Genomic DNA, 22,870 nt, shown 5'->3' on the forward strand with positions numbered 1-22,870 from the left:
TGGTTCTCCTTGGGTTACGCGTTGGCTGAATCGCGCGGCAGTGCTCTGCCAGACAAACGCTGACGCTGTGTTGCCGGTGAGGTTGCGGGGTAGGTCGCGAGGTGATGGCGGAAAGACAGGGCGAGGGTGCAGAACACCAGAAACTCGGCGGAGCGATAGTTGGGGATCACGTACGCCACATAATTGGTGACGGCGAACAAGCCGATGATCACCAGGGCACTGGCGCGAAACTGCGCCGTTTGATTCGCGGTCACGGCGCGGTACTGCTTGAGCAGGGCTTCGCCAAACATCAGCGCCAGCGCGGTCAGTTGGATGACACCGCCGTTGAGCAGGGTTTCAACGTAGCCGCTGTGGGCGTTACCGATGTAACCCCAACGGGTAATGAAGCCATCGGCATCGGGGCTGGACCAGAAGGCACCGAAGCCGTAACCCTTGAGGAACTGCCCGTCGATAAACGGCCCGAGCAGTTCCCAGATCAAGGTACGATCGGTCAGTGACGGGTCACGACCGGCCATTTCCAGCAGCACCGCGAAGTTGCTGTAGAGGAACAGGCACACCAGCAGGTAGAGGAGGGTGCAGCCGAGGAACATCAGCGGCGAATGGTTGACGCGCAAACGGATCAAGGTCAGGAAGTACCAGTAGCTGATCGCGCCTGAAACAATCAGCGCTACCCCGGTTGCAGACTGCGCGAGCAGGATCGCGACCAGCGAAAAGAATGCACAGAACAGCGCCCAGTGATTGCGTCGGGGAATCATCGGTAGCAACAACAGAATAGCGATCGCGTTGAGCCGCGCACCGGCATTCTTTTCGGCAAAAATCCCTTTGAAGGCGCCGTCGCGAATCCCACCGGAGAGGAACGCGACGTCAGGCATGACAACCGCGAGGATCAAGCCGATCAACGCCGCCCCGCCGATGGCGCAGCCGAGCATGAAGGTGATTTTTTCCAGCGAATAGTTGTAGGCAATGAAACCGGCGAAAAACACCATGCTGAGCATCGCGATAAAGCGCTTGAAACTCAGCATCGGGTCGTGGGACCAGCCGATCGAGGCGATGACAGAAAACATGAACAGCAACAGAAAGAAGTTGCTGCGATAGAAGGTTTTGCTGAGGAAGACCTTGTTGCGGATGAAGAAGAATAACGGCACCAGCAGCGTGATCAGTCCGCAGATCTGATTGGCCACGTTGCCTTCGAGGTCTTTATCGATATCGCCGAAGCTGGCGGCGCCGCCCAGGCCGAGGACAAAGGTAATCACCTGGATGTAGAACAGGATGCCGAACAAGGTGAAGCCGTCGCGTAATGTTGAATACCTGATCGCCAATGTGCTCATGATGACGGGCTCCCGATCAACGCTTTGAGATAGGTCTGCACCGCGCTGGCATTGATGAATCGGGCCGCGGCCTCCAGACGCAATTCACGTTGCAGATTGCGCGGTGTAGCCAGTTGCAGGGCAATCGCCTGAGCCAGGGCGAGCGGATCGTCGACGTCTACCAGTGGCGCGACCACACCACCAATGAGGATGTCTTGCGGGCCATGGGGGCAACGAGTAGCCACCACTGGCGTGCCCGTGGATAACGCCTCTACCAACGCGTTCGGACTGCCCTCGAAGCGCGACGACAGCACGAAGCAATCGGCGGCGGCGACCTCTGCCAACGGGGCATTGGCATAGCCCGGCAGATCGAAGCGCTCCGCCACCCCCAGTGCGCGCGCCTGCTCCAGCAGATTGGGCCTGAGTGCACCCTCGCCAAAAATGATCAGGCGGGCATTGCTGTCCGCTAATGCGGCGAACGCGCTGATCAAGGTGTCGAAGCCTTTTTGCGGCGCCAGTCGACCCACGGCGACAATCACCGGGCCGGACTTTTCCAGCAGCCAGCGGTGGCTGGGCAGCCCCGGGGCTTTCTGGCGAAAGTCGTTGTCGAGCACCGGGTTATCGGCAATGGTCACGTCCTGGCGGCGGGCGACGGTGGTGTCGACCAGGTCCTGGGCGACACCCCGCGAAACACAGATCACCGGGTTGGGAATCAGCCGATACAGCAGCGGCGCCAGCAGGTACGCGACGCGCACCATGAAGTCGGGATTGACGTGCTTGTCATGGGAAAAGGCATTGCGCTCGCTGACGTGCAGGCGTGCCAGCGTGCCGGACAAAATCGACGCCGCGATCGCCACCACGTTGACGTGGGTGAGGGCCGCCAGTTGTGCGTCAAAGCGATTGGCCCGCAAAAAACGCGTGAGTGCCGGCACTGCACGGACGCTGCGCGGACTATTCAACTCAACTTTTTTCACCCGCGGGTCGAGGTGCGCGGCGTGAATGCCGCCGCCGGTGAGCATCAGCAAGGTCACGTCATTGCCCGCGTCCACCAGCGCTCCGGCCAGGCGCGCCATCATTTTCTCAGCCCCGCCGGCGCTGAGGTCATGCAGGATGATCAGCAGTTTTTTCATTGATTCCATACCTGGTAATACGCCTGCGCCGCGTACTGGCTGGTGTACTGACGCAGGGTGTCAGTGAGTCTGGTTTCGCTGAAGGCGACGTCATCGCGTGGTGCCAGGCTGCGCAGCATGCCGTCGGCCAGCGCCGGTACGTCGTTAACCTTCACCAGTTGGCCCAGTCGACCGTTGTCCAGCAGTTCTCTAGGGCCGGTCTCGCAGTCGCTGGCCAGCACCGGCGTGCCCAGTGCCAGCGCCTCGATCAACACCGTCGGCATGCCTTCCTGCACGGAACTCAAAATGAACAGTTGCGCGTGCCGGAGCAGCGGATAGGGGTTGCTCAGGAACCCGGTGAAATGCACTCGCGGGGCGATGCCCAGACGACTGGCCTGAGCCGTCAGTGCGTCGCGCAATGGGCCATCGCCGACGATCAGCAGATCCGGCAGCGCAGCGCTGCGCAATGCCAGTGCGTAAGCATCGAGCAACAACTGAAAACCTTTCGGTTCGACCAAACGGCCCAGGCCCAGCCAGTAAGCACCGGGCATTCCGGCGGGTAGCGGCGCCTGCGAGGCTTGAAACAGTTGCTCGGTGACCACCGCATTGGGGCAATAACGGATGCGCTGCTGACCCCAGGGCAGCAATTCGATAAGCGTCTGGCGCAAGGCATTGGAGACGGTGACGACCTTGCCGCTGCCACACAGGTACAAGCTGTAGAGCAAGCGCAGGCTGGCGGGACCGGTGTTCTGTTCACTGCAATCGAGGGTCGCGTGGCGGCAATAGATGACTTTGCACAAACGGCCCAAGGTGGCGAACCAAGTGCAGAGATTGGCCTGCTCCTTGGCGGCGATCAGGTGTGTGACGCCTTCACGCTGTATGAGCCGGCGCAACAAAACGATGGACTTGAGCAAACCGACAAGACCGCTGCCGCCGCCGTTGAAGCGCTGCACACCGGGCGTATCTGGCACGTCTGCGTTGATAACGAAAAAACTCACCCGGCGACCGTCCTTGAGAAACTGCTCGGACAGCCGTTGCTGAACGCGCTCGACGCCACCGCCCAGCTTGAAATCCTTGAGGATAAACAGGATGTGCATGGTCATTCCCCCACGCTGATGGCGACTTTGTGCCGGGCGAGCATCGTCAGCAGGTGCAAGAAATTGCTGGGGTAATCGACGAGGTAGCGTTTGATCGTGTGCGGCTCGCGGTACATTCGATAGAACGCGCGCAGGTGCAGGCGATTGATCAGCGCCGGGTAGTATTGCCGCGTGGCCAGGGCTTCCTGGCGGATGAACCCGCCACAGGTGAAGGCAACACCGCGAAAGCCTGCGCGCAGGGCATCCTGTTCGAACTGTTCTTGCAGCCCGGCGCCGAGGCCAACAATCAGGATGTCGGCGGCGCTGCGACAGATGTCCGCTTGAATATCTTCAGCCTCGACGGCGTCGAAATAGCCGTTGTGGTAACCGGCGATAATCAGCCGCGGATAAAGCGCCCTGATCTTGACGATAAACAGCTCCAGCTCGGCTTGCCGGGCACCGACGAAGTACACGCGTTTACCCAGTTGCTCGGCGCTGCCGAGGACAAGATCGGCGATCGAGGTGAAGTCGAAGCTGACCCGGCCAATGGCCCTGCCGGTCACCCGCGACATGAAGGTCGACATCAGCATGCCGTCGCAGAAATAGGCGACGCTGCCCGGAGTCTGCTGGAAAACGCTGCCGATGGAGGCAAAGTTGATAAAGGAATAGGCCTGGTTGGCCTCCAGTAATTTCGCCGAGTAATGCCCGACCAGTTCCAGCTGCAACATGGCGCGGCTCCTTCAAATGACTGAAGGGGTTGGCCGCCCCACGGAAATGTAGGTGAAGCCGCGTTTGCTCAAACGCTGCGGATCGAACAGATTGCGTCCGTCGAAAATCAACGGTTGTTTGAGCTGCTGGCTGAGCAAGTCAAAGTCCGGCGCGCGGAACGCTTGCCACTCGGTGACGATGATCAACGCGTCGGCATTTTTCAGCGCCGCTTCCTTGGTCCCCGCCAACGTCAGGTCATCGCGCGCGCCATACAGGCGCTGGGCCTCTTCCATGGCTTTCGGATCAAACGCCTGAACGCTCGCGCCGGCGTGCCACAAGGCTTCCATCAATACGCGGCTGGGGGCTTCGCGCATGTCGTCGGTATTGGGTTTGAAACTCAAGCCCCAGAGGGCAAACGTCTTGCCGCGCAGATGGCCGTCGAAGTGATTGAAAATCTTGCTGTACAGACTGGCTTTCTGGTCCTGGTTGCGCGCCTCTACAGCCTTGAGCAGGCGGGCGTCGATATCGACAGCGGTCGCGGCGTGGATCAGCGCCTTGACGTCTTTGGGAAAGCACGAGCCGCCGTAGCCCACGCCCGGGTAGATAAACTGGTAACCGATGCGCGGGTCGGCGCCGATGCCGTGGCGGACTTTTTCGATGTCGGCGCCGAGCTTTTCCGCGAGGCAGGCCATTTCGTTCATGAAGCTGATCTTGGTCGCCAGCATGCAGTTGGCGGCGTACTTGCTCAGCTCAGCGCTGCGAAGGTCCATGACAATGATTTTGTCGCGGCTGCGATTGAACGGTTCATACAGCTCGCGCATGACCGCTTCGGCATGCGCGCTGTCGGTGCCGATGATGATCCGGTCCGGGCGCATGCAGTCTTCGACCGCGCAGCCTTCCTTGAGAAATTCCGGGTTTGACACCACATCGAACGTCAGGTGACGGCGATCATTGTCTGCCAGCACCTGCTCGATACACGCACGTACCTGATCGCCCGTGCCGACCGGTACTGTCGATTTGTCGACGATGATCTGATGCCGATCCATGTTCAGCGCGATGGTCTGCGCCACGCTCAACACGTATTGCAGATCGGCCGAACCGTCTTCGTCGGGCGGTGTGCCGACGGCGATCAACAGCACATCGCCATGCTGAACGGCGTCGGCCAGGTCGGTGCCGAAGCGCAGGCGACCACTTTGATAATTGTCACGCACAAGGCTTTTCAGGCCCGGCTCGTAGATCGGCAGCGTGCCTTGTTTCAGCGCCTCGACCCGGGCCGCGTCGACATCGACGCAGAGCACGTTGTGCCCGACCTCGGCCAGTGCGGCGCCCTGGACCAGGCCCACGTAACCAATACCGAATACGCTCACATTCATGGTCAAACCTCGGATCGTGGTGAAGGTTGTCAATGCAGGGGCAGGGCGGGGATCAAGCGCTCGGGCAGGGGTCAGTAGATGTTTTTCGAGAACAGCGTGAAGGGCGTCTTGATGAGGATTTTGATGTCGAGCCACAGCGACCATTGGTTGATGTAGTTGAGGTCCTGGGCGACGCGCAGCTGCATCTTTTCCACGGTCTCGGTTTCGCCGCGATGCCCGGTGATCTGAGCGAGGCCGGTGATGCCCGGCTTGAGGCGATGGCGGGCCATGTAGGCGCGCACCTTGCCGGTGTAATAAATGTTGTGGGTGACGGCGTGCGGGCGCGGGCCGACCAGGGCCATCTGCCCGGAGACGACATTGAACAGCTGCGGCAATTCGTCGATGGAACTGCGGCGCAGGAAGCCGCCGATCGGCGTAAGACGCGCATCGTCACGGGTGGCCTGGCGCACCTCGCGATCGTCGTGGACGTGCATCGAACGAAACTTCCAGACCTTGATCACTTCACCGTTGCACCCGTGGCGGGCCTGCTTGAACAGCACCGGGCCTGCGGAGGTGAGCTTGACGGCGACAGCCACCGCCAGCAGCAAGGGACTGAGCAGAGCAATCGCCAGCGCAGCCAGGCTGCGCTCGAACAGGTCCTTGCAAAACAGACTCGCCGGGTGCGAGCTGATCAGGCTTTCATTGAGGTAGATCGCCGGCATTCGCTCGATTTCCGAGATCGAATGGTTGAGCAGCACCATGCTGCCGAAATCCGGAATCCACACCACGTCGACATTCATGTCCAAGAGGTCGATGTACAGCGCTTCGATGGTCGCGGCGTGCGTCATGGTCAGCACGATGTAGACGCGGCGCACTTCCAGACGCGTGATGATTTCGCGGATCGCGGCAACGTGGCCGAGCAGCGGCAGAATGCTCGGGGCCGGGCCGCTATTGTCGGCGGCGGCGATGAAACCCAGCACCAGCGCGCGGTTCGGTCGCGAGAGTTTTTTCGCCAGCTCATGGGCCGTCGGGCAGGTACCGATGATCACCGAACGGCGCTCTTTGCAGACCCTGCGCGAGTGCAATCGGGCCAGATAATGCAAGGGCAGAAAGCTCAAAGCCTGGACGACGAAACCCAGCACCGCCCAGACCATGATCACTTGCCGCGAGTAGATCGCGCTGGTCTGGGTAATGAAGGCAATCGCCGCCAGCACGGCCAGCAGAATCAGCCACGCTGCGAGCAATCGGCCCAGGCCGACCAACAGGCCATGGCGCTTGTGGTAAACCTGCATCACGCTGTAGATCGGCACCGAGCCGAGCACGGCGAGAATGATCAGGATGCGGTATTCGCTGTTCAGACTGCCGACGCGCCAATGCACCAGCAACATCAGCAATACGGTGGTCAGCGACAGTGCACACAGCCACTGGCCCCAGAAGGTCAGGCCTCGGCGATGCGTCAGGTGAGCGGTATAGAGCGGCGTCATGGGCTTAACCTCAAGGCAGCAGTCATGCATCAGCGCTAATCGAACGGACAGGACGTGTCGCCCGATGGCTATTCCGTAGCTCGGCAGAGGTGAAGCGGGTTGTGCGTGGGCAGAAGGGGGCGTAGCGGTTGGCGTATTCGCCTGGTGTTACCTGGGCGCGAAATCGTAGTTATAGAACGCCCGGGAGTGGTGATAGCCGTACTTGCGCGCCTTGCGCAGGTCGACCTGATTGAGCACGGTGCCAAACACCGGCACATGGCTCTGCTGCAACACGGCCAAGCCGCGCTGCACCTGGCTGATCGGCGTGCTGTCGGCCTTGACCACATAGATCACGGCATCCGAATGCCGCGCCAGCAACAGCGCGTCGCTGATCATCTCCGCAGGAGGGGAGTCAATAATGATGTGGCGATAACGCGACCTCAGCGCCTCAAGCATGCGCGCCATGCGCGGTGAGCTGAGCAGATCCTGCGGCGGTGGCTGTAACGGATTGAGCGTATCGGCCGGGGATGGCAGGCGCGGGGCGGCGAACATGTCCAGCGGTGACGGCAGGACCTTGCCGGCCGGCAACATGTCCAGATTGCCCACCGAAACAATACAGTCTTCAAGTCTGGCGGTGCCGGCAATGACATTCGCCAGCCCCGGGCTGTCCGGTGGGAAATCGAAGTTCAGCGACAGGGTTGGCTGACGCATGTCGGCATCGATCAACAGCACTCGTTCGAGTGACGTCAGCGAGCTGGCCAGATTGTTGGCAATGGTGCTTTTACCCTCACCGGCAACGGTCGATGTCACCAGCACCACCTGCGAGGGCATTTCGCTGCTTTGCAACATCAACCAGGTGCGCAGGTTGCGAATGGTCTCGGAAAAGCGCGGGTTGTCGTTATCCTCGAACAAGCGCGCCAGTTGCCGACGGGTTTTCTTCGTCACCAGTGGTACGACACTGAGCAATGGAATGTTCAGCGCGTTTTCGATCGACTCATCGGTTTTGAAGGTATTGCTCAGGCTGTCGAAGAGCAGCGCCAAGGCAACGCCGATCACCGCAGCGATCAACCCGACGATCGCGACAATCAGGGTTTTACGCGGTTTGCTCGCATCGACCGGGACAATGGCTGGGTCGACGATGCGCACCTTGGTCGAGTCCATGTCGGCGGTGGCGGTGGTTTCTTTCAAGCGGGTGACGAAGGTTTCATACAGCGCGCGGGAGCTGTCGACCTCACGCTGGAACTCGCGCAACTGGAACTCTTTGCGCGCAATGTCCTGGATTTGCGCCTTGTTGCTGTTGAACGACTGACGCAGCGAGGCTTCACTGGCGGTAGCGAGTTGGTATTGCCGCTCAATACCGGCGACCACTTGCTGCACCTGCAATTGCAGACTGGTGGTGGCGGTGCGCAATTCGGTCTGCGCAGAAAGCAGGCTCGGGTGTTTTGGCCCATAGCGGCCCGCCAGTTCATCCACCTTGGCTTGCGCCACAGCGCGGTCGGCCTGGAATTTCTGCACCAAGGGATTGCTCAGCACCGCAGGCACGCTGGACAGTCGGCTCAGATCACCGTTGCCCAAAGCCTTCGCCTGGCGGTACTCACTCTCGGCTTCAGCGCGGTTGCGCCGGGCGTCGACCATGCGATTGCCGGTCATTTCCAGTTCGTTGGCACTGATGGTGGCAACGCCGCCAACGTCCACCAGACCTTGTTCTTCGCGGTAGCCCTGAAGCTTTTTCTCGGCGACGCGCAAGTTGTCGCGCAACTTCACCAGCCGTGTGTTCATCCAGGCTGTGGTGGTTTGCGAGGACTTTTCGCTGGTGTCGAGCTGGCTGTCGGTGAAGCCTTGGGCCAACGCATTGGCCGCTGCGGCTGCGAGAGCCGGATCGGGCAACTCGACCTCGATTTCGAGCAACTGGCTCTTGCCGACGAACTTGACGCTGGTGTGCAGCATGAGGTTCTGCGTGACCTGATTGAAAACATCTTCTTCAGTGGGCTGCTCTTTGTTGGTCAGCGGCATCACCCGGCTCAGCTCCGGGATCCATTGATCAAGGTCGAGATCCGCCAGCCACTGGCGCGGTGTGAACCAGGGCTTTGCTTGTTGGCGCGGGTCGGTGACCGGGTGGGTGGTCAGGCCGAGTTTTTTCACTGCGCGTTCGGCAAGATCGCGCGATTGCAGGAGTGCCTGCTGAGTCTGCAAGTAATCCGTGGCGTTGCCGCCGGAATCCTTGACTTGCTGGAACGACATCAGCGGCGGGGTTTTATCGTTGAACAGCAAGGTAGTGCTGCCGATGTATTGCGGCGTGATGTTCGAGACCACAATCGCGGCCAGCGCAGCGCTCGCCAGCACCAGCCAGGCGATGCTCCATTTGGCGCGCCAGATCACTCTCCAGAGCTTTAACAGGTCAAGGGTGTCCTTGTCTTCGCTGTACTGCTGATGCAGATGCGCTTGCAAAGGACGTTCGACGTAGGTGCTAGGGCTGTTGTCCATGATTAGAAAAAGCCTTGTGCAATGGAAATGGTGTCGCCGGGGGCAATCGTGGTGTTGCGCGTCACGTCATCGGTGAGGGTCGCGCCACCATCGCCGCGCAAAATGGTCACGCGCTTGATCGAGGCCCGCTCGGTCAGGCCACCGCCCAAGGCGATGGCTTTCTCCAGAGTCAGACCGGGCACGAACGGGTAGCTGCCGGGTTTCTTCACTTCGCCGTTGATGTAGAAAGACCGGTATTCGATCTGGCTGAGGCTGACTTTCGGGTCGATCAGGTAACCCTGCTTCAGCCCGTCGACGATGATTTTTTCGACTTGGCCGGGGGTCAGCCCCTTGGCGGAGATCTCACCGAGAAAAGGGTAGGAAAAAGTGCCGGCATCACTGAGACGGATCTTTTTCAGGCTCAATTCCGGCTCACCGAAGACGATGATGCGCAAGACATCGCCAGCGGCCAGTTTGTATTGGGTGCTGGGGTCTGCGGCAAAGGTATGGGGTACAAAACACAGGGCGAACAGCAAGACGAGTGTGCGTGTGTTCATGTCGAGACCCTCTTAAAGGCTGACGTTGAAACTGATCTGGAACACGTTGCGGGTGAAGCTTTCATTGTCGGCATCGGAATCGTTGTCGCGGTACCGATAACCCAGTTCGATATCCAGCCAGCGGCGCATCGCGTACACCACGGCCAGGTTGTAGTCCTGGAGATCGTCGGTACGGCTTTGGCCTTCGTAGACATAACGGCCAAACCCGGCTTGTGCCACGGTGGTGATGCGTTCGGTCCAGCCGTGGCGCCAACCGACCTGAGTGAACGTCGACTTCACGGCATCAGCGCCATCGTCGCCTTCGGCGAGGGCCTGACGGGCGACAAAGGTAAACGTCGAATAGGTTCGCGGTTTCCATTGCAAGTCCACTTGCCAGGTCGGGTTGTTGAGGTCTTTGGATTCGCTGTTGTCGAAGTTCTTGCGCTCATAACCGAGGCGCACTTTGCCCGTCGTACGTGCGGTGAAGTCCCACACGGCGCCGGCCAGTACCGCATCGGATTTACTGCTGCGCGGGCTGTTGGCCTGTTGGTAATCAAAGTCGGTGTGGTCATATTCCAGCAGGCCGCGGGTGTTACTGCCGATGCGGTGGTACCAGGTGCTGGTGAGGGCGGTGGTATTGCGTTCCTTGTCGTCGTTGATGCCGTCGGCATTGTCGTAGCGAAGTTGCGCGTAACTGGCGCCGACATCGATTTGGTTGTCGGCACTTTTAGCGCCGAAGGTGTAGAGACCGCCCACGCGTTTATTGTTGAGCTTGTCGTTGATGCCCTCGACTGCCGTCGACTCGGTGCGCTCCCATTTACGGTATTCGGCGTCGAGTTTGAGACGATGGCGGTCGGTGAACTCCATGATGCTGTCGGCACGCACGCGCTGGGCGGTGTTCGAGGCATCGGAATCGTCGTGATAGATATAACGCGTGGGCTGCCAGATCAGTCGAGTGGCGCTGTTGCGATCTTCGGCCTTGAGCTCGAAGGTCGGCGCCAGTTTGGTGACCATCGATGACTGTTTACTGTTTTCCACTTCGCGAAAGTTATCGTCATAACTTTCTGAAAACAAAAAGGATGGTGTGAAATCGAATCCGTAAACATTAATGGCTTGCGGATCGATACTCCAGGCCATTCCAGGATAGAGAGAGGCCATCAGCAGTGCGACAGGGCATCGTGACTTCAAAGCCATGTTATAGCTCCTGAGCAAAGGCTTATAAGGCAAAGGGTTAGTGATAGTTCTGAACGTTGGGTTGTTGACGTTCGATCACGCTGAGTGGCAAGCAAACGGATTGTTCGCGATTCAGAAACTGCAAGAGGACCATCACCCGGTCGTTGCCGTGCAAGCCGAGAAACACGCCCTCCAAGGGAGCCAGCGGGCCGCTGACGATCTGCAGGTTCTGCCCTGGTTTCAGGGCCTGATCCGGCTCCGCCAGGGATGATTCGATACAGCGCACACGCAGGTGCTCGATGACATGCTCTGCCACCGTCGCAGGCCCGTGATTGAATTCGACGATACGACTGACCCCGCGTGTAGAACGCAAGGGTCCCCAATTGTCGTTACGACTGAGTTGGATAAACAGATACCCGGGGAACAGCGATTCGCGCACTCGCTGTCGTTTCCCGCGAATGATGCGTTCACTGAGTAGTTGGGGATGGAATACCACGTAATCCTGTTGGAGCAGGTTCAGGTGAGCGCGCTCATCCTGACGTGGCTTGCATTGCAAAAGGTACCAAAAGGGACGTTCGGAGCTGATAACTGGCATGCTGGTAAACTCTGTAATGATCGAAAGTTTATGCAGGCAGAAGCTCTATCGAGGGCTAAGTAAGGGCAAGGGGCGAAAGTCTGTTCTTATTTTATTAACACTGAGGTGTTTCAATCTTGAATCATACAGCGTTTCATTAAGGTGCGTTTAACTGGGGCGTGACGCTATATTGTGCGGCGCATAGGGCATATGCCGCGGCTTAACTTTTCAGGAGACAAAGCTACCGCACGGTCTGCTCATGCAGCTCTAACGATAGGTAACTAAGTAGTTGTCTCTGAAACGACAGGGCGCGAGTAAAAGTTGCTCGCGCCCTGTAAAAATTAACCTTGGTAGTTATCGGCCAGTCTTTGTGGTCTGTCAAACGTTCCCAGTCAAAAAACACGCCATTTATCCGCTAGTGATGGCACTCGCGCGCAGGTTATTGTTTTTTAAGGCGTCATCCTTTTGTCGGAAGGCTAGAAACTTTACTGTCACTTCAGAGTCGTGGCTCGCTATTTAGATCAGGCACTAATCGCTATAGTTTGGGTAGTTATAAAGTCTGGACGCGGTAACTCGGCCAACGCTATAACTAATCGCCTTGGCGACTTGACTGGAGAGGCGAATATGTCCGTTCTTGTTACAGGTGCTGCAGGCTTTATCGGATATCACACGGTCAAACGATTGATATTGCAAGGCCATCAAGTAATCGGCATCGACAACCTCAACGATTATTACAGCGTGGAACTCAAACAGGCGCGCCTCAAGCAACTGAGCGACCTGCGCGGCTTCCATTTTCAGACCATGGACATTGTCGATAAGCCAGCGTTGATGACGCTGTTCGAAGAGCAGGGATTCACCGAGGTTGTGCATTTGGCTGCTCAAGCGGGTGTGCGCTATTCGCTCGACAACCCGGATGCCTATGCGCAGTCGAATCTGTTGGGCTTTCTCAATGTGCTGGAAGCCTGCCGCCACTATCCGCCCGCGCATCTGATCTACGCGTCCAGCAGTTCGGTGTACGGCGCCAACAGCAAGCTGCCATACAGCGTTGATGACCCGGTCGAACATCCGGTGTCGCTGTATGCCGCCACCAAACGCGCCAATGAATTGCTTGCCGACAGTTACTGCCATCTCTACGGCCTCAAGGCCAGCGGGCTGCGGTTTTTTACCGTCTATGGGCCATGGGGTCGACCGGACATGGCGCTGTTCAAGTTCACCGAGGCGATCCTGCAGGGGCGGCCGATTGATATCTACAACCAGGGCCAGATGGCGCGGGACTTTACCTACGTCGATGACGTTGTCGAAAGCATCTTCCGCCTGTGCCCGAAGCCGCCGATGCCGGACAAAGACGCCAAGGGTTGCCACCGGATTTTCAATCTGGGGCGGGGCAGGCCGATAGCGCTGCTGGATTTTGTCGACTGCCTGGAGACGGCATTGGGCATAAAAGCTCAGCGCAATTTGTTGCCGATGCAGGCAGGCGATGTCATCAAGACCTGGGCGGATGTTTCGGCGCTGGCAGACTGGATCGGGTTTTCGCCGCAGGTGGAGGTTGAAGCCGGTGTGCAGCAGTTTGTACGCTGGTATCGCGAGTATTATCGGGTATGAGTGATCGGGTCGTGGATAGCACGTTCCAGCCAGTCAGAATCAAGCTGCGGAAAACGCTCTTGCAGCCACTCGATAAAAGCTTGAACCTGCGGTGCCAGATGAGTCCGGCTCGGGTATACCAACGACACAGGGCGAGGGGCTGGCCGATAGGGCTTTAGAATCTCAACCAAACCGCGACTTTCCAAATGGTCGGCCACGGCGATCCCGGGCGCCTGGATTATTCCGAAGCCCGACACGCCACACTGGACGTACGCATTCGACTCGGTGACGGTGATGCCGGCATCAGGCACAAAGGATCGATCCTGACCTTTTAGCGAAAAATGCCAGGGCAATGTTCTGTTGCTCTGACCGGACAAGAAGTTGACGCCTCGATGGGAGGCCAGATCGTCGAGTGTCTTGGGTTCGCCATGCTCGTTCAAATACTCGGGCGCGGCACACGTCACCATCGTCGCCATCGCGACAGGGCGAGCGATCAAGCTCGAATCTGGTAGATCGCCGATACGCAACGCACAGTCGACGCCTTCGCCGATCAAGTCGACGGCCCGATCAGTCACGCCCAGAATCATGTTGATGCCTGGGTAGGAGACGGTGAATTCTTTAAGGCTATTGATGAATTTCATTTGCGCGAAGGCGCTTGGAATATCGACGCGAAGCCGGCCAGTGAGCGTGACTCCGGATCGATCAAACATTGAGGTCGCAGCAGAAATACCCGCCAGAATTTCCTGTACCCGTTCATAGAACCTCTCGCCCTCGGCGGTGAGTGCCACCTTTCGCGTGGTGCGCTGGAACAAACGCACGCCCAATGACGTTTCCAGTTCCTGGATATACCGAGTGACCTGAGGTCGGCCAATGTCTAGCGATTCGGCGGCTTTGGTGAAGCTGCCAAGTTCGGCAAGCCTGGCGAACAGGCGCATTGATTGAAGCAATTCCATGACGCTTTCCCGTGAACCCCGATTGAATCAAGAGGTTGAGCATGATTGTTATCCAAGAATAGAACAATCATGTCTTTTTCCACGCATTTATTGCGCGCCATCAACAGCGAAAAATGCACCCAAGGCGGAACCGGCTCTGGTTCGTGGCCATTGATGTGTAATTGGAGATTCGCAATGAAAGCCTGGTTATTGAAAGATTTCGGACTCGACAACCTGCAATTGGGAGAGGTAGCGACCCCGCAACCCAGGGCTGGCGAGTTACTGGTGAAAGTCGGTGCTGTCTCGCTCAACTTTCGCGACAAGGCTATCGTCGACGGCATTTATGAACCGCACATGGTGCCCAAACCGCTGATTCCCGTAAGCGATGCAGCCGGCACGGTGGTCGCGATTGGTGACAACGTCACGCGTTTTAAAGTCGGTGATCGCGTCAACTCCCACCTTTATTCACGCTGGCTGGATGGTGAGCCAGGGCCGAACGAACCCGATTATTGCTTCGGTTCGCCGTTGCCAGGCGGTCTGGCCGAATACATGATCATCCATGAAGACAGCGCCGTCGGTGCCCCCGACAACATGAGCGACGAGGAGGCGGCAACACTGCCTATTGCTGCGCTCACAGCCTGGTATTCGCTGGTGGACTTTGGACAGATCCAGCCGGGGCAAACCGTATTGGTTCAAGGCACTGGAGGGGTATCGATATTTGCCGTGCAGATTGCTACTGCACTTGGCGCAAAGGTCATCGCAACATCGAGCAGCGACCAGAATCTGCAAACCGTGACGGGGCTGGGGGCCGTGGCTGGCATCAACTACCGAACCACCCCGAAGTGGGCGGACGAGGTGCTCAAGCTAACCGACGGCAAGGGTGTGGATCTGCTACTCGATGTCGCCGGTGGCAGTGGTATCAATCAATCGGTCGCAGCAACCAAAGCATCGGGGCGTATTGCACAGATCGGCTTTCTGACAGGGCAAACTGTCGAACTGAATCTGATGCCCCTCATTTTCCGCCAGACGACCATTCGCGGAATCGCCGTGGCGCCGCGCTCATCATTCGACCGGATGAACGCTTTCCTCAACGAGCACAAGATCCGTCCCGTGATCGATCAGGTATATCCGTTCGAGAAAGCACGAGAAGCTTACGAGCATCTCGCGAGGGGAGCATTTGGCAAGGTTGTGATCAAAGTCGCTTAATAACGTAAAGGCGCCAATTTGGCGCCTTTTTTCTCGCCCATCGCAGCTGATTCTCCCGCAGATCCTAATGTCAACGCATAAGCAGGGAGAGTGGAAAACTAAGCCGCCGGACGGCGCAAGTCATCAAGGCGCTGCATGCGTTTGAAAAATCTTGCTGATCACAGTCCACTTTCCATCAACTTTCAGCAGATGAAAAAAGTCAGTGAAAGAGATACCTGACATGTCGTTGGCGTCAATGCGAGCGCTAGCCGCCGTACCGACGACTTCGACGCGGACGATAGCTGCCGGTGCGTCAGGAGAAGGGCGGAAACCCTTGTCGATCCCTTCGAACAGTATTGAAATCGCCCCCCCAGCCAGCTTACCGTCGCTATCGACGCTGAACATGGTTGCTTGCTCACTGAACGCTGGCTTCATGATGCTGCTTTTGGCCTGCTTGCAGCCCTCAATGTACTTGTTAAGTACCCCGGTAATGGCTTGGTATTCTTCCACGTAAGTCGGTTTGCTCATGTGCTTGCTCCTGCTTCATAGGATTAGTGCAACGAAGGCATCAGGCTTTGGTATCAAGCCAGACAGATCCGTATCGTGTGTAGGCGGCAGGAATTTCAATGATTTCTCCAAGATCATCTGCAGCGGTGCGAACCCAGAATGGATCTCGGAGCATTTGCCGCCCGACAAACACCAGATCAGCTCGGCCGTTCTGCAAGATTTCTTCCGCCTGACGCCCACTCTGGATCACACCCACTGCGCCTGTCGCAATATGCAACTCCTTGCGGAGTAATTCAGCGGCCGGTACTTGATAACCTGGGTAGGTCTCGACCTTCACCATCTTGATCCCACCTGAGCTGCAGTCGATCAAGTCAACTCCCTGTTCTTTCATCCAGCGACCGTATTCGAGAAACGACTCGGGCGTGTTTCCGCCTTCGGCGTAATCAGAACTCGAGATGCGAACAAATAGAGGGCGATCCCCCCAATGAGTTTTGACCTCTTCCAGTACCTCGCGCAGGAAGCGGTAACGACGCTTGGCATCACCGCCATATTCATCATCACGGTTGTTGGCCAGCGGGGAGAGGAACTCACTCAATAGGTAGCCGTGCGCGGCATGGATCTCTAGCACATCGAATCCAGCGTCGCTGGCACGCCGTGCGGCATCGCCAAAAAGTTTAACCAGCCCCGGAATCTCGTCAGCCGCAAGTTCGCGAGGAACAGGGCTGGTTTCCGTGAATGGAATCGCCGACGGCGCGATGTGAATCAGACCGGGCAGGTCAGCATTGCGACCCGCATGGCCGATCTGAGCGCCGGCTTTTGCACCAAAGCCGTGAAGCAACTCTGTTAGCGCCTTCAAGCCGACAACGTGCTCATCGCTCCAGATGCCAAGGTCACCGGCTCCAATACGACCGTCAGCCTGAATGGCCAGCGTTTCGGGAAAAATCAGCGCCGCCTGACCCAGAGCACGAGCGCCGTAATGAACGCGGTGCCAGTCAGTGACGAAACCGTCATCCGCCGCCATATGCATGCACATAGGGGACATGACGACCCGGTTTTTGAGGGTGAGGCCCTTAATTTCATAGGGTGATAACAACAAACTCATCTGTCCGATTCCATAGTGGTGAATATGGAATCCATGCTAACTTTTGCAGCACATTGACGTAAGTACGCACAATTTTGTGCGGTAGGCACACTTTTTATACCTAGGTGATAACAGTGAAAAAATGTAACCCTCAAGACGAAATCGAGGCTTTCGCGTGCCCCGTGGCGTTCACTGTCGATGTCATTGGTGGAAAATGGAAATCGCTCATACTTTTTCACCTGATGTCAGGCACGAAGCGCTTCAACGAGCTGCGTCGGCTAATTCCAGATATCACGCAGAGAATGCTCACACTCCAGCTGAGAGAACTGGAGACTGACGGGGTGATTCATCGCGAAATCTATCGCGAGGTGCCACCCAAAGTGGAGTATTCGCTTACAGCGTTAGGTCACTCACTCGCGCCATTGGTGAGTGCGATGCGAGAGTGGGGAGCAGTGCATGAACGCACGATCCTGGAGCTCAGGCGCTCTGCTGTCTGTGATGACAAACTGCAATCTCTGGCGTGAGTCATGGCGATGTTGAGAGATGGCGGGAGTGATCAATTCAAAGTTTGGTGCCCACTTTGGGTTCGCTGAGTAATGTCTCAAGCGCACTTCATGAACTCATGATCGCAGCCAGTTTTGGATGGTTGTTTGCGTAATACAACTCTGACTCAGCGTCATCTTCCAGGAAGTGCCATACCTTTTTTGATCCCATGGAATACATGACGATAATCAGAAATACCCCGAGATAAAGCCACATCAAACTGGTTGCGCCGGATTGGGACATGATGGCGCCCGTCATCATGAATGAAACCGAGCTTCCCAGTTGACTGATCACTAATGTGGATGCCATCAGTCGTACGCGGACGCCGGAGGGGATCGACATGAGTCTCTTGTCCATTCCGACCATCGTAATACATGCACTCGCCGCCCCGGCGAAAAACAGGCAAGCACTCAACAGCCAGATTTCGTCGGCTTGTGTCGCTGCACAGAGTGCAAAATGACGAGTCCGAGCAACGACACAAATAGCAGCGAGATTTCCAGTGAAGAAACCGTTATCACAATACCCGCCAACAAAGGCCCCGCAACCCTGGCGACAGTAACAACGATGCGCCGGACGCGAAAAGCAGCGTCCGCAGGATGTTTATCAACGGTTTCCGCAGGATAGATGCCCAAGAGAGGCTGGATCATTCCAAAAGCTGATGCGCCGATCACATCGATCAGTATCAGCGCATCAAGCGAATACCAGTTTGCGGCAAAAAAGTATCGCAATACGCTAGCTATCAATACCGCAAAACAGCCGACCTTAAGCGCCGTACTGCGGCGCATCGACTCAACACGCGGCGCCAGGCACAACATTGAAATGATCGCCGCGAGCGCGAGCGCTGTTTCGTATGCGGCCAGCTCCAGCAGGCTTCCTCGCTGCAAGATGATCAGAGGTAGCGTGGTATTCCAACAACCGAGGTAGATCCAAAGTAACAAGTCCAGGCAAAGATACTTTCGAAATGTACTCAATGGGTGGCTTCCTTGCTCGCACCTTGTGTTTGGGAGGTCATTCACACGCGCCGAATTGTCCGCAATACAACTGCGCAAATATCAGCTTATACCTGCGCTGACATCCGGTGATGCTCCAGCAAGAAGTCGACGAATAATCGCACCCGTGCTGGCATTGCCGCGCCGCCGACGAACACCGCATGAATCGGCTCCTGATCCCCCGGGTTCCACGCTTCCAACAGCGCAATCAGATCGCCGCGCTGCAGATCCTCGCTCACGCTGAACGCGCCGATACGGGCAATACCGGCGCCCACTCGCGCGAGTTGTGCCAGCGCTTCACCACTGCTGCATTCGATGTTACCGCTGACCTTCAGGGAAAACGCTTTGCCATCGCGGATAAATGGCCAGTTGGGTTCGGCACGCTTGAAATTGAAGCGCAGGCAGTTGTGCTGCAGCAGGTCCTCCGGTTCCTGCGGGACGCCGTGACGCTGCAGATACTCGGGCGATGCCACCACGACCTGGCCGGTGGTGCCGATCCTGCGTGCGGTTAGCGGGCTGTCGGGCAGATGGCCAAAGCGCACTGCGACGTCGGCCTGCCCGCCAAGAATGTCGACCACTTCGTCGCCGAGGGTGAGGTCGACGACGATGTTCGGGTAACGCGCGCTGAAGGCTGCGACCAACGGAACAATGGCCAAGCGTCCATGGCCAAGGGCGGCACTGACGCGCAAACGCCCCTTGGGCACGCCCTGATCGGCGATGGCTTCTTCTACCTCGTCCATGTCGGCGAGGATACGTCGAGCGCCGCGCAGGAACGCCTCGCCCTCGGCGGTGAAGGTGATCGCTCGGGTGGTGCGCAACAGCAGGCGGGTGCCAAGCCGCTGCTCGGTGCGCGCGATGATCCGACTGACGGCCGAGGGCGTCAGGCCCAGCGCACGCGCGGCGGCCGACAGGCTACCTTCCTGCGCCACGGTGGTGAACACGCTCATTTCACCTGACCTGCCGTTGAAATCCACTTGTGCCTCCTACGCAAAGGTGATTGCCAAAAATGCTATCTACCGCCTGAAAAGACAGGATCGTAGCATTGGCGGCATAGATAAGGAGCTTTCCATGCGTATCAATCCACCACTTGTCGCACTCGCCATCGGTGCCTTCGGCATCGGCGTCACAGAATTCGCCCCCATGGGCATGTTGCCGGGTATCGCTGCGGATCTGGGCGTTTCCATTCCCGCTGCCGGTTTGCTGGTCAGTGCTTATGCGCTGGGCGTATTGCTCGGCGCACCACTGATGACCCTGACCACCGGCAAGATTCCCCGGCGTTATTTGCTGATCGGGCTTATGGCGATTTTCACTCTGGGTAATCTGATGTCTGCCCTGGCCACCGATTACTACAGCCTCATGGTCGCCAGGGTGGTGACGTCACTGAACCACGGAGCCTTCTTTGGCGTTGGCTCAGTTGTCGCCGCCACCCTGGTCGCCCCGGAAAAACGTGCCGGGGCGGTTGCGGCGATGTTCATGGGCCTGACCCTGGCGACCATCGGCGGTGTGCCGCTGGCCGCCTGGTTTGGCGAACTGTTCGGTTGGCGCACGGCTTTCTGGGGGATTACCGGCCTCGGCGTGGTGACCATGGCCGCGTTGTGGTTCGCTCTGCCCAACGTGCGGGCGCCGCAAAGCGTCGGTGTCATGGCGGAAATCCGCGTATTGGGGCGCGGCCCGGTGCTGGCCGCGCTGGCCCTGACCGTCGTCGGTTCAAGTGCCATGTTCACCGTTTTCACCTACATCGCGCCGATTCTCAGCAGCGAGACCCATGCGTCCACCGCCTTCATCACCGCCATGCTGATGCTTTACGGTGTCGGTTTGACGCTGGGCAACATGTGGGGCGGCAAGGCCGCTGACCGCTCGATAGATCGCACTCTGATCGTCTCGCTGAGCGTGCTGATTGTGGTCTTGTTGGCGTTTACCGTACTGATGCGCTGGCCGCTGCCGGCCGCCGTGGCCATCCTGATCTGGGGTATCGCCAGCTTCGCCCTCGTGCCGCCGCTACAGATGCGCGTCATGGAAGCGGCCAAGGACGCGCCCAATCTGGCCTCGGCGGTGAACATCGGCGCCTTCAACTTCGGCAATGCGATTGGCGCAGCGCTGGGCGGCGCGGTGATCAGCAGCGGGCTGGGTTATCCGGCGATCTCCCTCGCCGGCGCCGCAATGGCGGGCCTGGGGTTGCTGATGGTGTTGGGGTTTGCGTGGCGTTCCAGAACGATTGAAGCCGCCGTGGTGTGACTGCGTACAGTTAACTCCACCGGTGACTGAATGTACCAACAGCTTTGGGCCGTTTTCTGCCAGTCGCGCAAGGCAGCAAACGGCCTCCTCAAGGACGGCTTGCGGATATCACCGCCTGAGTGCCTGCCGCGTGAGTGGAATAACGCTCTGACTCGAACCTCGGAAGTTCACTGCCGATATCACTCAGGCGCTCCAGGCGAGCGCTTTCTCCCAGGACATGGTTCTCCTGATCTTGACGCGGAAGAAAACCCTGATGCATCCGCACCTCAAAAATGGTCCGTGAAACCCCGTTGATAGTTTCTACGAAGGACGTCGACACCGGCGAGCGTTGAACACTGGCTTGATGCACTACTGACTCCGTTTCCGTTGCCACTCCTCGAATCCTGAGCAATGCCCATTCGTTTTCAGGCGTGCCTGACATGACCAGTTCAACGGTGACGCCGCCATTCCCTTCGTAACCTCGTACGATGGGCCTTTGTACGCTGGAGTCGGCGTAACAATAATTGCCCGCCCACAGCCCCAGCGCTGGAGCGGTGAGCATCAGTAGCGAAATAAGCGCTTTGAAAGACGACATGCTGCTATCTCAATGTACAAGGCAGCGCAGCATAGGCAACCTTGAGCTGTTGACCTATAGCGCAACTTATCCATAAGCTGTGCATATGACGTACAGCTCAGACGATATTCTCCCGCCCTTTGAAGCGCTGCAAGCTGCCCTTGCTGCCGCCAGAACCGGCTCCTTCACTGCAGCAGCGGAGGAACTGGAGGTTACCCATGCGACCATCAGCCGACGTGTTGAATTGGCTGAAAAATGGTTTCAATGCGCCTTGTTCGACCGGCATGCGCGCGGTGTCACCGTTACGGCCACGGGACAAATCGCGCTGGTCAAGGTTGCTCATGCCTTCGATCAGCTTAAGCAAGCGCGACAGCTGCGGCCCGGCGGCCAGACGTTGCCCGTCGTCAAATTGGCCACGACGGCATCCTTTGCGCGTTTCTGGTTGATCCCGCGTTTGATCGAACTGGAAGGCTCGCCTCAGGATCTGCGTATCGAACTGGTCACCTCTGCGCTGAATGCCAGCCTTTCCTCAGGCGAGGTCGATCTGGCCATCAGGTACGGGCGCGGACAATGGAATGATGGTGACGAAGAGCCGTTATTCGACGAATCGCTTTGCCCTGTGGCATCACCTGACGTCATCTCCATGAATGAACAGCCGTTGTCCTTGATACAGAACACTGCACTGCTGCACACCGGCGATACGACATTGTGGCGAGCGTGGATGAGCCATCACGGCAAACGCCTGACCTCCAGGCCCGCCGACAGGGTGCTGGGTGATTACGCCCAGGCAATCGAAGCCGCCCGCTCAGGGTTGGGCATCGCACTCTGGAATCCGGCGATTCACTCTCTTGAGGCATTCAATGGACAATTGGTTGCGTTGGATGCATTGAACTGCCCAAGTCCGCTGAGGTTCTTCCTCCTTTCGAAGCCCGGGCCGGCGCATACACCACCAATGAGGGTTCGGTCGAGGCTTCGCCGGTTGTTGAATTTAAGCCAAGAGACGAAAACGACCGCCAACTAACTGTCCGGCAAAGGCTGGTTAGCGGTCGCCTGCCTGACGCCGCAACAAGTCATCGACGGCGCGGATGGCGAGGGGATATCCGTCGGCGCCCATGCCGCAAATTACCGCATTGGCCACCCCAGACATGATCGAATGGCGGTGCAGTTCGTCCCGTGCATGGATGTTCGACAGGTGCAGTTCAATCAGCGGTGTGTCGAGCAGCTTCAGCGCATCCAGTACCGGAATCGAGTGGAACGACAGTCCGGCCGGGTTGATGATGACGGCCGCACCTTGCTCGAACGCCTGCTGAATCCAGTCGACCATCACGCCTTCGTGGTTGGTCTGGCGAAAGTCGCAGATCAGGTCAAGTTCCGCGGCCAGTGTTTCACTGCGTTGGCGGATCTGCTCGAGTGTGGTGTGGCCGTAAATGTGCGGCTCACGGCGACCCAGCAGGTTGAGGTTTGGGCCGTTGAGGATGAAGACGGTGCGGTTCATGGTTGTCC

Annotated in this window: 23 protein-coding genes; 5 read left to right on the forward strand and 18 right to left on the reverse strand. The window is 58.1% G+C overall.

Annotated elements, in window-relative coordinates:
- Positions 1-14: 14 nt before the first annotated feature.
- The 10 genes from PspR84_RS14430 to rfaH form a co-directional block, all read right to left on the reverse strand.
- The gene (locus tag PspR84_RS14430) at positions 15-1,328 is read right to left on the reverse strand and encodes an O-antigen ligase family protein (protein WP_160057791.1); all 1,314 of its coding nucleotides are present in this window, start codon (positions 1,326-1,328) and stop codon (positions 15-17) included.
- Positions 1,325-2,437, reverse strand: coding sequence for a glycosyltransferase (locus PspR84_RS14435; protein ID WP_160057792.1), 1,113 nt, complete (start codon positions 2,435-2,437; stop codon positions 1,325-1,327). The genes PspR84_RS14430 and PspR84_RS14435 overlap by 4 nt, the downstream gene beginning before the upstream one ends.
- Positions 2,434-3,513: a glycosyltransferase gene (locus tag PspR84_RS14440; protein ID WP_160057793.1), complete on the reverse strand. Its 1,080-nt coding sequence runs from the start codon at positions 3,511-3,513 to the stop codon at positions 2,434-2,436. Before PspR84_RS14440 ends, PspR84_RS14435 begins: the two co-directional genes overlap by 4 nt.
- A 2-nt stretch (positions 3,514-3,515) precedes the next feature.
- Entirely contained in the window at positions 3,516-4,220 is a 705-nt protein-coding gene (locus PspR84_RS14445) for a WecB/TagA/CpsF family glycosyltransferase (protein ID WP_160057794.1), read from the reverse strand.
- A 12-nt stretch (positions 4,221-4,232) separates the two neighbouring features.
- Positions 4,233-5,573 (reverse strand): UDP-glucose/GDP-mannose dehydrogenase family protein, encoded by a 1,341-nt coding sequence (locus PspR84_RS14450; protein WP_160057795.1) that lies wholly within the window; start codon positions 5,571-5,573, stop codon positions 4,233-4,235.
- A gap of 71 nt (positions 5,574-5,644) precedes the next feature.
- Positions 5,645-7,036, reverse strand: coding sequence for an undecaprenyl-phosphate glucose phosphotransferase (locus PspR84_RS14455; RefSeq protein ID WP_160057796.1), 1,392 nt, complete (start codon positions 7,034-7,036; stop codon positions 5,645-5,647).
- A 147-nt stretch (positions 7,037-7,183) separates the two neighbouring features.
- Positions 7,184-9,499, reverse strand: a complete 2,316-nt coding sequence (locus tag PspR84_RS14460) for a GNVR domain-containing protein (RefSeq protein WP_160057797.1) — start codon at positions 9,497-9,499, stop codon at positions 7,184-7,186.
- A 2-nt stretch (positions 9,500-9,501) separates the two neighbouring features.
- Complete coding sequence (locus PspR84_RS14465) at positions 9,502-10,035, reverse strand: polysaccharide biosynthesis/export family protein (RefSeq protein WP_095118956.1); 534 nt, start codon at positions 10,033-10,035, stop codon at positions 9,502-9,504.
- A 12-nt stretch (positions 10,036-10,047) separates the two neighbouring features.
- Positions 10,048-11,208, reverse strand: a complete 1,161-nt coding sequence (locus PspR84_RS14470) for an outer membrane beta-barrel protein (RefSeq protein WP_095118955.1) — start codon at positions 11,206-11,208, stop codon at positions 10,048-10,050.
- A gap of 37 nt (positions 11,209-11,245) precedes the next feature.
- Positions 11,246-11,782 (reverse strand): transcription/translation regulatory transformer protein RfaH, encoded by a 537-nt coding sequence (gene rfaH / locus PspR84_RS14475; RefSeq protein ID WP_160057798.1) that lies wholly within the window; start codon positions 11,780-11,782, stop codon positions 11,246-11,248.
- 603 nt (positions 11,783-12,385) lie between these two features.
- On the opposite strand from rfaH, the gene PspR84_RS14480 reads away from it, so the two are divergent.
- On the forward strand, positions 12,386-13,363 hold the full coding sequence (locus PspR84_RS14480) for an NAD-dependent epimerase (protein ID WP_160057799.1): 978 nt from the start codon (positions 12,386-12,388) through the stop codon (positions 13,361-13,363).
- Here PspR84_RS14480 and PspR84_RS14485 read toward each other — a convergent pair.
- Complete coding sequence (locus PspR84_RS14485) at positions 13,351-14,295, reverse strand: LysR family transcriptional regulator (protein ID WP_160057800.1); 945 nt, start codon at positions 14,293-14,295, stop codon at positions 13,351-13,353. The two genes, PspR84_RS14480 and PspR84_RS14485, sit on opposite strands and share 13 nt — an antisense overlap.
- Positions 14,296-14,469: 174 nt before the next feature.
- On the opposite strand from PspR84_RS14485, the gene PspR84_RS14490 reads away from it, so the two are divergent.
- Positions 14,470-15,480: an NAD(P)-dependent alcohol dehydrogenase gene (locus PspR84_RS14490; RefSeq protein WP_160060090.1), complete on the forward strand. Its 1,011-nt coding sequence runs from the start codon at positions 14,470-14,472 to the stop codon at positions 15,478-15,480.
- Positions 15,481-15,603: 123 nt separating this feature from the next.
- On the opposite strand, the gene PspR84_RS14495 is transcribed toward PspR84_RS14490, so the two are convergent.
- Positions 15,604-15,987: a nuclear transport factor 2 family protein gene (locus PspR84_RS14495; RefSeq protein ID WP_160057801.1), complete on the reverse strand. Its 384-nt coding sequence runs from the start codon at positions 15,985-15,987 to the stop codon at positions 15,604-15,606.
- Positions 15,988-16,027: 40 nt separating this feature from the next.
- Entirely contained in the window at positions 16,028-17,068 is a 1,041-nt protein-coding gene (gene namA / locus PspR84_RS14500; RefSeq protein WP_160057802.1) for an NADPH dehydrogenase NamA, read from the reverse strand.
- 113 nt (positions 17,069-17,181) lie between these two features.
- Here namA and PspR84_RS14505 point away from each other — a divergent pair, with 113 nt between their 5' ends.
- Positions 17,182-17,571: a helix-turn-helix domain-containing protein gene (locus PspR84_RS14505; RefSeq protein WP_160057803.1), complete on the forward strand. Its 390-nt coding sequence runs from the start codon at positions 17,182-17,184 to the stop codon at positions 17,569-17,571.
- A gap of 88 nt (positions 17,572-17,659) precedes the next feature.
- On the opposite strand, the gene PspR84_RS29645 is transcribed toward PspR84_RS14505, so the two are convergent.
- The 3 genes from PspR84_RS29645 to PspR84_RS14515 form a co-directional block, all read right to left on the reverse strand.
- Positions 17,660-17,932 (reverse strand): hypothetical protein, encoded by a 273-nt coding sequence (locus PspR84_RS29645; RefSeq protein WP_238785277.1) that lies wholly within the window; start codon positions 17,930-17,932, stop codon positions 17,660-17,662.
- Positions 17,933-18,000: 68 nt separating this feature from the next.
- Entirely contained in the window at positions 18,001-18,561 is a 561-nt protein-coding gene (locus PspR84_RS29650; protein WP_238785280.1) for a hypothetical protein, read from the reverse strand.
- Positions 18,562-18,647: 86 nt separating this feature from the next.
- Positions 18,648-19,553, reverse strand: coding sequence for a LysR family transcriptional regulator (locus PspR84_RS14515; RefSeq protein ID WP_160057804.1), 906 nt, complete (start codon positions 19,551-19,553; stop codon positions 18,648-18,650).
- 94 nt (positions 19,554-19,647) lie between these two features.
- On the opposite strand from PspR84_RS14515, the gene PspR84_RS14520 reads away from it, so the two are divergent.
- On the forward strand, positions 19,648-20,814 hold the full coding sequence (locus PspR84_RS14520; RefSeq protein ID WP_123594619.1) for an MFS transporter: 1,167 nt from the start codon (positions 19,648-19,650) through the stop codon (positions 20,812-20,814).
- 88 nt (positions 20,815-20,902) lie between these two features.
- Here PspR84_RS14520 and PspR84_RS14525 read toward each other — a convergent pair whose 3' ends face one another.
- Positions 20,903-21,388: a hypothetical protein gene (locus PspR84_RS14525; protein WP_160057805.1), complete on the reverse strand. Its 486-nt coding sequence runs from the start codon at positions 21,386-21,388 to the stop codon at positions 20,903-20,905.
- An 85-nt stretch (positions 21,389-21,473) separates the two neighbouring features.
- Between PspR84_RS14525 and PspR84_RS14530 the strand changes: the two genes are divergently transcribed.
- Positions 21,474-22,388 carry a LysR substrate-binding domain-containing protein gene (locus PspR84_RS14530; RefSeq protein WP_160057806.1) on the forward strand — a complete coding sequence of 305 codons (915 nt, stop codon included), beginning with the start codon at positions 21,474-21,476 and terminating at the stop codon, positions 22,386-22,388.
- A gap of 18 nt (positions 22,389-22,406) precedes the next feature.
- Here PspR84_RS14530 and PspR84_RS14535 read toward each other — a convergent pair whose 3' ends face one another.
- Entirely contained in the window at positions 22,407-22,862 is a 456-nt protein-coding gene (locus PspR84_RS14535; RefSeq protein ID WP_160057807.1) for a type II 3-dehydroquinate dehydratase, read from the reverse strand.
- Positions 22,863-22,870: the final 8 nt, after the last annotated feature.

This window comes from Pseudomonas sp. R84 (assembly GCF_009834515.1).
In the GTDB taxonomy this organism is placed as follows: domain Bacteria; phylum Pseudomonadota; class Gammaproteobacteria; order Pseudomonadales; family Pseudomonadaceae; genus Aquipseudomonas.